The sequence below is a fragment of the Denitratimonas organivorans genome (genome assembly GCF_037478135.1).
Lineage (GTDB): Bacteria > Pseudomonadota > Gammaproteobacteria > Xanthomonadales > Xanthomonadaceae > Denitratimonas.
The window spans coordinates 1-11768 of record NZ_JBBHDV010000012.1 but is presented as its reverse complement, the minus strand read 5'-3'; the positions used below and the strand labels follow the sequence as shown (position 1 = coordinate 11768).

Below are 11768 nucleotides of genomic sequence, written 5' to 3'. Positions count from 1 at the left end.
GGCTCGGCACGCAGCCGGCGTTGCTACACTGCACAGTCCTTTCGCCCACTCACTGCGTCACCATGACCAAGACCCGCATCCTCACCGGCATCACCACCACCGGCACCCCGCATCTGGGCAATTACGTGGGTGCGATCCGACCGGCGGTGGAGGCCAGCCGCGATGCGCAGACCGATGCGTTCTTCTTCCTGGCCGACTACCACGCACTGATCAAATGCGACGATCCGGCCCGGATCGAGCGCTCGCGCCTGGAAATCGCCGCGACCTGGCTGGCGGCGGGGCTGGATCCCGAACGCGTCACGTTCTACCGCCAATCAGATATCCCGCAGATTCCCGAACTCACCTGGCTGTTGACCTGCGTCACCGCCAAGGGCCTGATGAATCGCGCGCATGCCTACAAGGCCAGCGTCGATGCCAATCTGGCGCAGAACGAAGACCCCGATGCCGGCATCACGATGGGCCTGTACAGCTATCCGATCCTGATGGCGGCCGACATCCTGATGTTCAACGCGCACAAGGTGCCGGTCGGGCGTGACCAGATCCAGCACATCGAAATGGCGCGCGATGTGGCGGCGCGTTTCAACCACCTGTTCGGCAAGGGACGCGAGTTCTTCGTGCTGCCCGAGGCCCTGGTCGAGGAACAGGTCGCGACGCTGCCCGGGCTGGACGGGCGCAAGATGTCCAAGAGCTACGACAACACCATCCCCTTGTTTGAAGGCGGCGCGAAGAAGCTGAAGGAAGCGATCAGCCAGATCGTCACCGACTCCACCGCGCCGGGTGAACCGAAGGATCCGGACAGCAATGCGCTGGCAACGTTGTTCCAGGCGTTTTCCGATGCCGAAGACACCGTCACCTACCGCGCTGCACTGAGCGCTGGGCTGTCCTGGGGCGAGGCCAAGCAGCGTCTGTTCGCGCGCATCGACGGGCAACTGGCGCCGATGCGCGAGCGCTACGAGGCACTGATCGCAAAGCCGGCCGAGATCGAGGAAGTTTTGCAGACCGGCGCGGCAAAAGCGCGTGCGGTCGCCGCGCCGCTGCTGGAGGAATTGCGCGAAGCGGTCGGGCTGCGTTCGTTCAACCGCGTGGCCCAGACTGTGGCTGGTGACGACAAAACCGCGCCTGCGGCCAGCAAACCGCCGCTCTTCAAGCAGTACCGCGAGGCCGATGGCCAGTTCCATTTCAAGCTGCTCGATGCCGATGGTCGCCTGCTGCTGCAAAGCCCGGGCTATGCCTCGCCGCGCGAGGCCGGGCAACGCGTCGCAGCGCTGAAGGCCGATGCCGCCAACGCCTCGCTGCTGCCGGGCGAACAGCTGGGCGAAGGGGTCGAGCTGACCGCTGTGCATGCCGCGCTGGCGCGTTTTTCCGAGGACTGATGCGATGGCTTATCTGAGTGTGATCCTGTTCTTCCCGTGGTTCGCTGTGGTCGGCGCCTGGTTCATGTTGTTCCCGCGCAGACCCGGCGGCGCGGTGCGTCGCCTGTTCGAACTGGCGACGCTGGCCGTGGCGCTGGTGCTGAGCATCTGGGCGATGCTGTGGGGCATCGAGCATGGCGACCCCAGCGCCGGCCCCATCTGGAAGCAGGTGCTGGCCACACTGCTGGCCTACGGCGCCTTTCTCGGCGTGATCCTGCTGGCCTGGCCGCTACGCAGCGCCCTGCTGCGCAGCAAGTAATCGCCGCCGCCTGCCACATCTTTTTCAGAATCAGGAAACACCATGTCCCCGTTTCACGGCATCCACACCATCGACACCGGCTTCCACCGCCCGCAGTTCGATGCGGCCTATCTGGTGGTGGAAAACGGCCGCGGCGCGTTCATCGACAGCGGCACCTCGCATTCGGTCCCGGCCCTGCTGGCCGCCGTTGCCGACGCCGGACTGAATCCGGCCGATATCGACTGGCTGATCCTGACCCATGTGCATCTGGACCACGCCGGTGGCGCCGGTGCACTGTTGCAGCATCTGCCCAACGCGCGCGTGGTGCTGCACCGGCGCGGCGCACCGCACATGATCGATCCGGCCAAGCTGATCGCCGGCGCCACCGCGGTCTATGGCGAAGAGGAAGTGACGCGCAGCTACGGGCGGATCGTGCCGATTCCCGCAGAGCGCGTGGACATCGCCGATGAAGGCCACGTCGTGGATCTGGCCGGCCGCGCGCTGCTCTGTCTGGATACGCCCGGCCACGCCGCACACCACATCAGCATCTGGGACGAAAAAAGCCGCACCGTCTTCAGCGGCGATACCTTCGGTATTTCCTACCGCGAACTGGATTCGGAAAACGGTCTTTTCATCTTCCCGACCACCACGCCGGTGCAGTTCGACCCGCCCACGCTGAAGGATTCGATCCGGCGCCTGATCGCGTTGCAACCGGACGGCATCTGCCTGACCCACTACGGCCGCATCGGCGATGTGGAACGCCACGCCACCACTTTGATCGAACAGATCGATGCAATGGTCGAACGCGCCCTGGCCTGCGCCGACGCCCCCGACCGCCATGCCGCACTGGTTGCCGCGCTGGACGATCTCTACATACCGCGTGCCGCCGCGCACAGCGGCCAGAGCAGCGAACAGGTGCGCGAACTGCTGCACATGGATATCGAACTCAATGCCCAGGGCCTGGGTGTGTGGCTGGACCGGCAGCAGCGGCGCGCCGCAAGACCGTCATCATGATGCACTGATGATGTGATGCGGTGCGATCCTGCAATCGAGGCCCGATATGCGCACCACCATCGATATCCCCGAACGCGAACATCAGCTGTTCAGCAGCCTTGCGCGTGAGCAGGGCACCACGCTGGGCAAACTGCTGGTGGAGCTGGCGCATCGTGGCTTGCGCGCGCCGGCGCAGGGCATCGAAGACAACAGGAGCCATTACCCGGTGGATCCGGACACGGGGCTGGGCATATTCCGCTCCGGCCGCCCGGTCGGGCCGGACGACGTGCGCGCCGTACTGGATGAGACGCCTGAATGAGCCGTCGCCTGTTGCTGGACGCGAACATACTCGTCGCCCTGTTCGATGCCGACCACATCCACCATGCCCGTGTGCGCGAATGGTTCCTGCGGCATGGTGACGGATTTGCCACCTGCCCCATCGTCGAAGGCGCGCTGGTGCGCTCGATTGCCCGCCTCGAAGGCCGGGATGGGTTCGCCATCGCGGCACGGGAACTGGAGAAACTGGCCGCCGACCCGCGCCATGCCTTCTGGCCCGACGCGCTGCCCTATACGCAGGTACGCCGCCATGGCGTACTCGGACACAGCCAGGCAACGGACGCCTACCTGGCCCAGCTCGCGCGCTATTTCGAAGGCGGCATCGCCACGATGGATCGCGGTCTGGCGGCCCTGCATGACGATGTGGCGATGTGGATCGGCTGATCTTTGCCACGCTGGAATGAAAGCCGGACGACGACCACATCCGCTACCGACCCGGACGCAGTGCGAGACAAAACTACGCAGGACCAGAAACAACAACGCCCCGGCAGATCCCTCCGCCGGGGCGTTTTCATGCACTAATCGCAGGCTGCGATCAGAAGCGGAAGTTGACCGCCACGCCGTACACCAGCGGGTTCACGTCGACCTTGCCGATCTCGGCGCCATTGAGCTTCACCTTGGCGTCGATGTCGATGTAGCGCACATCGGCCACGATGTCCCAGTTCTTGCCTACCTGGAACAGCAGGCCGGCCTGCGCCGCCAGACCCCAGGAGTTCTCGATGCCGACCTTGGTGCCGGCGATCGGGCCCTTGGTTTCCTCGTCGTAGGTCCAGGTGTAGTTCACGCCGGCGCCCAGGAACGGGTTCACCTTGGCATCCGGGGCGAAGTAGTACTGCAGCGACAGGGTCGGCGGCAGGTGGGTGAATTCGACGGCCGGATCGCCGTTGAGGCTGACTTCGTGCTTGAACGGCAGCGCCGCCAGCAGTTCCACCGCCAGGTTCGGCGACAGGTGGTAGCCGAAGGCGATCGTGGGCTTGATATCGGAATCGATCGTGGCATCCAGGGTGCCGGCCAGCGTGCCGCTGTTGGACTTGGGATCGACGTTGTGGGCGCCGACACGGACAAACCAGCTGTCGTTGGCGCTGGCAATGCTCGGGACCAGGATTGCGGCAGCCAGGGCAGCGGCCAGCAGATGACGATGGGACATGGAGAAACTCCTTTTTCTTGTGGGGGTGAATCGGGGGCAGTCAGTGTCCTTCCCGACCCGCGGAGTCTGTTTGATCCCAGTCAACTGCCCGCTGTACGGCGAAATGGCAGCTAATAAAGTGTTCAGCCTGATCCTGTTTGGCACCCTGCTTCACAACGGTTCGACTCAGTGCGAAGATCCGCCGGTTTCCACAGCAGGGGCCGCCAGCGCGCGTTCCAGCAACGCCGCCAGACGCGCGGCCGCCAATACCACGCGCTGCTCCGCGAACGGGCGATGGGCTTCCAGATATCCGGCAGGCAGGCGCCCGGGCCGGGCCGGATAGACGCCCGGCACGTCCAGCACCGCACACGATTCACCGGCCCAGGCCGCCACCTGCATCGTGGACACCTGCGCCTGTGCCACCTGCGGCGCGAGCCTTTCACGCCACTGCCGCATCCTCAGTCCGGCGCTGTTGAGCAGGTGGAAATCCCAGACCGCATGCAGGTTGCTGCCCTTGCCGTCGATATTCACCTGGAAGCGGTTGCCACCACGATCGCCACGGTTGCCGGCGTGCATCGGCTGATGCACATCACCGGTGAAATGCACGACGAATTTCAGCGCCTCGCGCCGGACTTCCAGCGGTTGCGACACATCGGCCAGCACATCGCGATAACGCTCCAGCGCCGCGATGATGCAGGCACCTTCCGGGCAGTCACGCGCGGGCTGGTAGTCACAACTGTGCAACGGGAAATTGACGTAATGGAACGGTGCGGTGAAACGGTATTCCGGCTGTTCGCGGATCTCATCGGCCCACGCGGCGATGGTGCCCAGATCGGCGTCAGGCTCATCCGCCAGCAGCATATCGACCTGCGCACGCGCGTCCTCCGACAGTTGTTCCTGCGCCAATAGACCCACCAGCCGGTGCCCGAAGCCGGACCACGCCTGCACCGGCGCGGACGCCAGCATCGTCAACGCCGCCATCACCATCACCGCCACTGTGCTGCGCATCGCCATCCCGTCCGTGGAAGAACAAAGCCGCCATCCTAGCCGGCGACGATGGCGGAATGTCGCGTGCGCGGGAACGGCAGTCATGCGTGGTGACGTTTCAAGCACGGCTGGCGGTATCGCCCGGCGCCGCAGGTTATGTAAGCGCGCCGGATTGTTCTTCGAGCAACGATGCCCGAAGACATCCAAACCGGCCTGCACCTGCCCCGCACAGGGCACTGGCGACCGCTCGCCACCTTCCGTACCATACGGCACAGTACGCTAGTTTGGCCCACCCCATCGCGCGCCTTCGCGCCGCATCCGGAGACCGTCATGAGCACCAGCTTCACCCCCCCCGTGGAAGACATCCGCTTCGTGCTGAACCATCTGATCGACCTGCCCGCGATCCAGGCCCTGCCCGGCCAGTCGGAACTGGGCGGCGAGCTGATCGATGCGGTGCTGGACGAAGCCGGCAAGTTCACCGCACAGGTATTGGCCCCGCTCAATCGCGGCGGCGACATCCACGGCAGCCAGTGGAAGGATGGCGAAGTCACCACCGCGCCCGGTTTCCGCGACGCCTACCGGCAGTTCTGCGAGGCCGGCTGGAACTCGCTGCCGTTCCCCACCGACTGGGGCGGTCAGGGTCTGCCGAACGTGGTCTCCAGCCCGGTGTCGGAAATGCTGATGGCGGCCAATCTGTCGTTCTCGCTGTGCCCGATGCTGACGGCCGGCGCGGTGTCGGCGCTGGTGCTGGTGGGTTCGGATTATCTGAAGCAGACCTACCTGCAGAAGATGATCGAAGGCCGCTGGACCGGCACCATGAACCTGACCGAGCCGCAGGCCGGTTCGGACCTGTCACTGGTGCGCACCCGTGCGGTGCCCGAGGGCGACCACTACCGCCTGTTCGGGCAGAAGATCTTCATCACCTTCGGCGAGCATGATTTCACCGAAAACATCGTGCATCTGGTGCTGGCGCGCCTGCCGGATGCGCCCGAGGGTGTGAAGGGCATTTCGCTGTTCGTGGTGCCCAAGTTCCTGGTCAACGCCGACGGCTCGCTGGGCGAACGCAACGATGTTCGCTGTGCCTCTCTGGAGCACAAGCTCGGCATCCACGGCAGCCCGACCGCGGTGCTGGCTTTTGGTGAAAAGGACGGAGCGCTCGGCTATCTCGTCGGCGAGGCCAACCGTGGTCTGGAATACATGTTCATCATGATGAACGAGGCCCGCTATGCCGTCGGCGTGCAGGGCATCGCCATCGGCGAACGTGCCCGGCAGCAGGCCAGCGCCTACGCGCATGAGCGCATGCAGGGCCGGGATCTGGCCAATCCGCGCGGCCCCACCGTGCCTATCGCCCGGCATCCGGACGTGCGCCGCATGCTGCTGACGATGCGCGCGATCACCGAGGCCAACCGCGCCTTGTCGATGCATCTGGCCGCCCTGCTCGACCTCGGCCATGCCGGCAACAAGGAGGCCCAGGCGATGGCCGAATTCCTCGTGCCGATCCACAAGGGCTGGGCCACCGATGCCGCGGTGGAAGTCACCAATCTGGGCATTCAGGTGCACGGCGGCATGGGCTTCATCGAGGAAACCGGCGCCGCACAGCACATGCGCGATGCACGCATCACGTCGATCTATGAAGGCACCACCGCGATCCAGGCCAACGACCTGATCGGCCGCAAGCTGGCACGCGATGGCGGCACCGTGGCCACCGCGCTGGCCAAACAACTGCGCGCCACCGTCGATGCGCTGGCCGGCAGCGACGACGCCGACATCAAAGCCATCCACGCACGGCTGCAGGCGGCGGTCACTGATTACGAAACCTCGGCGGTGCATATCGCCACCCACTACGTCAGCCACCCGCTCGACGTGCACGCCGCCTCGGTGCCGTTCCTGCACCTGTGCGGCATCGTCTGCGGCGGCTGGCAGATGGCCCGCGCCGCCGAAGCGGCACGCCGTCTGCTCGATGCCGGCCAGGGCGATGCAGCCTTCCTGACTGCCAAGCTCAAGACCGCCCGCTTCTACGCCGACCACCTGCTGACCCGCGTGCGCGGCCTGCGCGAAGTGGTGCTGGCAGGCGCCAGCGCCGTGGTGGAGTTTCCCGAAGACCGCCTCTGAGCGAGACAACCCCGCCGCGTCGGGCGACAATCCGTAACATGCAACGGCGGCCGGACCTCCCGGCCGCCATTTTCGTGTCCGCCTTCCGTCCTTGCCCGTCAGTTCGAAACCCCCATGCATACCGCCCTGCACCGCCTGTCGATCACGCTGGATGATGTCAGCCCTGCGGTGCATCGCGATCTCGTCGTTCCTTCGAACCTGCGCCTGGACCAGCTGCACCAGGTGCTTCAAACGGTGATGGGCTGGGACGACAGCCACCTGCACATGTTCATCGTGGAATCCGGTCAGGATGTGCTGCGTTACGGCGCTCCCGATCCGGATTTCGAAGACTTCGGCATGCCGGTCAAGACAGAGAACCGATACACCCTGGAACAGTTGGCACCAGCAGCCGGCAGCGGTTTCGACTACTGGTACGACTTCGGTGACGACTGGCATCACAGCATCGAAGTCACTGCCGTGATGGACGCCGCGTCGCTGGAAGCGGGTGAAGGCATCCATTGCATTGCGGCACAGGGCGCCTGTCCGCCGGAAGATTGTGGCGGCCCTCCCGGTTACACACATCTGCTCGAGTGCTTGCGCGACCCCGCCCATCCCGAACACCGTGATGCAAAGCGATGGGTCGGCGGCCCGTTCGATCCGGACGTCGTCGATCTTGACCAGATCAACCGCAACCTCGCTGCTCTGGCGGCCGCCTTCACCGCCGCGCGTATAGCCCACGCCAATCGCCCGGCCACCCGCCGCTCCCGCACCGCTCAGGTCACCGCGCGCAGGAGCACTGGCCGGGCAACGGCGGCGCCTGCCCTGATGCTGGAGCCCCTTCTCGCATCCGAGTTCATCACGTACTACCGGGGCATCCTGCTCGACATCGCCGGGCCGCCCGGAAAGCGGCGGAACGTCATCGAACACCTGATTCACGCACGCAATCTGCTGGCGCGTGAGCCCGAACGACTGGCGGCGACGCTGGAGCGCCTGCGCGGCACCGACGAAAATCCCCATGAAGACGTGATCGACGCGCTACAGGATTTCCGCGCCCAACGCTGGATCTATCTGCGCGACACCCGCAGCCACTCGATCTTCCTGGAACCGGATGGCAGCGCCGCGTATGGCGTACTCGGCCTGACCCAGCGCATCCGCGAGATCAGCGGCGGTTCCGGCGTTGTGGTCACGGCCGCACTGCTGAACTTCCGCGGCTGCATCATCTGCGATGGCCTGATCGCCACCGGCGCCACCCTGGGCCCCGGCATCCGCCGCGACTACACCGCACAACTGGCCCAGGCACGAGCGGACGGGCGCTATTCCACCACCGCACTGTTTCCCCGGACTCAGGGCGACTGAAATATCCGCGCTGGGCGGCAGCCGCAGCTCAACTGCGCAGGGCCGCAATGATCGCGCGCACATGCTGCCGCAGCGGTTCGGGCAGGGCGAGATAGGGGCGCTGGAGGTCGGCAAGTGCATCTATCTGCGCTTGCCCTACCCCGCTCGCAACGGCGGACTGGAGCGGGCGTTCATCGAGTGGGCGGATAGCGATGCTGGCGTCGCGGCCTTCTGCAAGGTGCATGAGCAGCGCCATGATTTCATCCGGCTGCGCTATGTCAAAAACGATGGGATGGCGGCCAGCTACAGTCCGGACTTCGTGGTGCGGGTCAGTGATCGCGTGTATCTGGTGGAGACGAAAGCCCAGCAGCAGATACTTCACCCCAACGTGCAACGAAAGTTGCGGGCAGCTGCGGCATGGTGTGAGCGGATCAATGCCATACCGGGCGATCTGCGCAACGGGCTGGAATGGCATTACGCGCTGGTGGGTGAGGATGTGTTTTTCGAATGGCGTCAGCGCGGCGCCCGGCTTGCCGATCTGCTGGATTTCGCACGGGTGCGAACGTCCGGCAGAGAGTCTCAACAGAAACTGCGGCTTTGACTCTGTGACCGGTGCATAGCCACCCGAATCAGTGCTTCACATCCGGATCCGAACCAGCCGACGGTCGCGGCGGAAAGCGGATCACGGTGGCTCCGGTGTTGGGTGGCAGCTGTGGCCGCACCCAGAGCACGGGCACGTCCCTGGGCGGCGGCGGCTCGTACATGCTGCGCTCCTGCGCCGCCAGGGCTTCTTCCAGCGGCTCGACGGTGTCGTCCTCGTCTTCCCAGCTGTAACGCTTGCGCGCTGGTGGTGGATCGCGCCGGAACCAGAGCAGCGCCGCCAGCACGCCACAGACGGCGCCACTCATATGCGCCTCCCAAGAAATCTGCGGGTCACCCGGCAGCACCGTCAGCAACATGCCGCCATACAGGAAGAAGGCGATCATCGCGGCCGCGATGGCCGGGCGATCACGGCGCAGCAGGCCCAGCACGAACAGGAAGAACATCAGGCCGTGCGACAGGCCGCTGGCGCCCAGATGACTGGATTCGCGCCCGATCAACCAGATGCCCAGCCCCGAGCCGAGCCAGATCAGCGCCACAGCGGGCCTGGCGGCACGTGGATAGATCGAGATGGTCAGCGTTCCCAACACCAGCAACGGCAGGGTGTTGTTGATTAGATGGCCAATTGAGCCGTGCAATACCGGCGCGGTCAACACGCCCACCAACCCCAGCACGGTGCGCGGATGCACGCCCAGCGCCGAGAACGAGGTCCCCAGCCAGGTTTCGATCATCTTGATCCACCACAGCACCGCGATGAAGCCGGCACTGATCAGCAGGCCGCTGACAAAGCGTTTGCGGTCGCGCCGCGCCTGCGCTTTCGGATCGATCGAAGGATCGTGCAAAGGGATATCCATCGCCCATGGATGCGGGCGATGGGCGGTGGTGTCAAGGCTTGACGGCTTTCCCGGGCAGGAAGCCGATCATCCACACTGGCTGGCAGCGGTGTCAGGCCACCGCCAGAGCGGATGACCTTCCGGCCTCAGGGCGAGTCGGAAGGCTTTCCACCGCCTTCGTCGCGGGGCGTAATCAGCACGCTGGCGATCATCGACGCTGCGATCGCCACCGCCACCACCACCAGCGCCGCCCCGATCGGGATATGCCAGATGTCGGCGATCAGCATCTTGGCGCCGATGAAGATCAGCACCGTTGCCAAGCCGTACACCAGAAGATGGAACTTGTCGGCCATCCCGGCGAGCAGGAAGAACAGCGCGCGCAGGCCGAGCACTGCAAACACGTTCGAGGTCAGCACGATGAACGGGTCGTCGGTGATGGCAAAAATGGCCGGGATCGAATCCACCGCGAAGATCACGTCGGTGATGCCGATCATCACCACCACCACGAACAGAGGGGTGAACCAGCGGGTGCCGTGCTCACGGATCGTGAAGCGGGTGCCGTGGTAATCCGAGGTGATAGGAAACCGCTTGCGGATCCAGTTCAGCAGCGGATTGGCGCCCACGTCCATTTCCTCGCCCGCACCCCACAGCATCTTGACCCCGGTGAACACCAGGAATGCGCCGAAGATGTAGAGCACCCAATGGAACTGCTGGATCAGCGCGGCACCGATGAAGATCAGGATGGCGCGCAACACGATCGCACCAATGATGCCGAAGATCAGCGCTCGCTGTTGCTGCACCGGCGGCACCGCGAAGTACGTGAACAGCATCAGGAAGACGAAGATGTTATCGACCGCCAGCGCCTTTTCCACCAGATAGCCGGTGAAGAACTGCAGCGCAATATGTTTGGCCTCCTCAGGTGGCATGACCCCGTTCAGGTACCACCACAGGCCGAGGTTGAACAGCAGTGCCAGCGCAATCCAGCCGGCGCTCCACCACAGCGCTTCACGGGTGTCGACCTTGTGGGGGCCTTTGCTCTTCATCATCAGCAGATCGACCGCCAGCGCCACGACAACGACGACGCTGAAGCCGATCCACATCAGAGGGGTACCAATGGTATGCATTGCTGCTCTCCGGAAAGGGGTTCACCCCCGACGCGATGCGGTCGGAGCCCAAATTCCAGGCACACCTCCGCCGTCGTCGGCGAAGGTCTTGCTCGCACCGGGCCCTTGGGACCTGGTACCTGCCGCACCGGGATCGCATGACGATCCGTGATGACGATACGACAGCGAAGAGCTACTCCCCTTCAGGGTTCCGGCACGAAAAGCCGGAAAGGCGTGACTTATGGCATGGGATTTGAGGCGCGTCAAGCGCGTGTTAGCGTTTTTGCACTTACTTTGGCAATTTTCCGGAGAGCTGCTCAGGTCGGGCTCATGCGCTCGCGCCGTCCAGACAATATGCCCGCTCGCATCGTTGAAGCCGGTCGGTGGATGTTCTGGAGAATGCGGATACGTTATGCGCCTCTGGCGCGAACAGTTCGATCCGCAAAGCCGGTGTGAGGAAACAGAAGCGCTGCAAACTTCCCTCTCGAATCACGGCTGTTCGCGAAAGCAGTCGGTGCCTACGCACTGACTCAGAGTGAGCCTGCGACGTCCAGACCTCGCCGTGCGCTCTCCCCATCCTGATATTTCTTTCGAGCAAAGAAAAGCCCCCGACGAATGTCGGGGGCTTTGTTATAAAACCCTGGCGATGACCTACTCTCGCATGCGCGGGGCACACTACCATCGGCGCGTCTGCGTTTCACTTCCGAGTTCGGG

At 64.6% G+C, this 11768-nt stretch carries 12 protein-coding genes; 8 read left to right on the top strand and 4 right to left on the bottom strand.

The window, feature by feature from the left end; all coding sequences use genetic code 11:
• Positions 1 to 62 precede the first annotated feature (62 nt).
• The 5 genes from WDB66_RS11965 to WDB66_RS11945 are packed head-to-tail and all read left to right on the top strand — an operon-like array spanning position 63 to position 3363.
• A complete protein-coding gene (locus tag WDB66_RS11965) occupies positions 63 to 1373 on the top strand; it encodes a tryptophan--tRNA ligase (RefSeq protein ID WP_339398824.1) in 1311 nt (436 codons plus the stop codon).
• A gap of 4 nt (positions 1374 to 1377) precedes the next feature.
• Positions 1378 to 1671: a hypothetical protein gene (locus WDB66_RS11960; protein WP_339398823.1), complete on the top strand. Its 294-nt coding sequence runs from the start codon at positions 1378 to 1380 to the stop codon at positions 1669 to 1671.
• Positions 1672 to 1713: 42 nt separating this feature from the next.
• The gene (locus WDB66_RS11955; RefSeq protein WP_339398822.1) at positions 1714 to 2664 is read left to right on the top strand and encodes an MBL fold metallo-hydrolase; all 951 of its coding nucleotides are present in this window, start codon (positions 1714 to 1716) and stop codon (positions 2662 to 2664) included.
• Between the two features lie 46 nt (positions 2665 to 2710).
• On the top strand, positions 2711 to 2962 hold the full coding sequence (locus WDB66_RS11950) for a hypothetical protein (RefSeq protein ID WP_339398821.1): 252 nt from the start codon (positions 2711 to 2713) through the stop codon (positions 2960 to 2962).
• Positions 2959 to 3363, top strand: coding sequence for a TA system VapC family ribonuclease toxin (locus WDB66_RS11945; protein ID WP_339398820.1), 405 nt, complete (start codon positions 2959 to 2961; stop codon positions 3361 to 3363). The genes WDB66_RS11950 and WDB66_RS11945 overlap by 4 nt, the downstream gene beginning before the upstream one ends.
• 151 nt (positions 3364 to 3514) lie before the next feature.
• Here WDB66_RS11945 and WDB66_RS11940 read toward each other — a convergent pair whose 3' ends face one another.
• Complete coding sequence (locus tag WDB66_RS11940) at positions 3515 to 4126, bottom strand: OmpW/AlkL family protein (protein ID WP_339398819.1); 612 nt, start codon at positions 4124 to 4126, stop codon at positions 3515 to 3517.
• A 165-nt stretch (positions 4127 to 4291) separates the two neighbouring features.
• Entirely contained in the window at positions 4292 to 5086 is a 795-nt protein-coding gene (locus WDB66_RS11935) for a S1/P1 nuclease (RefSeq protein ID WP_489670860.1), read from the bottom strand.
• Between the two features lie 336 nt (positions 5087 to 5422).
• Here WDB66_RS11935 and WDB66_RS11930 point away from each other — a divergent pair, with 336 nt between their 5' ends.
• The 3 genes from WDB66_RS11930 to WDB66_RS11920 all read left to right on the top strand — a co-directional run bounded on the left by WDB66_RS11930 (position 5423) and on the right by WDB66_RS11920 (position 9119).
• On the top strand, positions 5423 to 7204 hold the full coding sequence (locus tag WDB66_RS11930; protein WP_339398817.1) for an acyl-CoA dehydrogenase C-terminal domain-containing protein: 1782 nt from the start codon (positions 5423 to 5425) through the stop codon (positions 7202 to 7204).
• A 114-nt stretch (positions 7205 to 7318) separates the two neighbouring features.
• Positions 7319 to 8539 (top strand): plasmid pRiA4b ORF-3 family protein, encoded by a 1221-nt coding sequence (locus tag WDB66_RS11925; protein WP_339398816.1) that lies wholly within the window; start codon positions 7319 to 7321, stop codon positions 8537 to 8539.
• A 61-nt stretch (positions 8540 to 8600) separates the two neighbouring features.
• Positions 8601 to 9119: a TnsA endonuclease N-terminal domain-containing protein gene (locus WDB66_RS11920; protein ID WP_339398815.1), complete on the top strand. Its 519-nt coding sequence runs from the start codon at positions 8601 to 8603 to the stop codon at positions 9117 to 9119.
• A 28-nt stretch (positions 9120 to 9147) separates the two neighbouring features.
• On the opposite strand, the gene WDB66_RS11915 is transcribed toward WDB66_RS11920, so the two are convergent.
• Both WDB66_RS11915 and WDB66_RS11910 read right to left on the bottom strand, forming a co-directional pair.
• Positions 9148 to 9972, bottom strand: a complete 825-nt coding sequence (locus WDB66_RS11915) for a rhomboid family intramembrane serine protease (protein WP_339398814.1) — start codon at positions 9970 to 9972, stop codon at positions 9148 to 9150.
• Positions 9973 to 10097: 125 nt separating this feature from the next.
• The gene (locus WDB66_RS11910) at positions 10098 to 11075 is read right to left on the bottom strand and encodes a TerC family protein (RefSeq protein ID WP_339398813.1); all 978 of its coding nucleotides are present in this window, start codon (positions 11073 to 11075) and stop codon (positions 10098 to 10100) included.
• Positions 11076 to 11768: the final 693 nt, after the last annotated feature.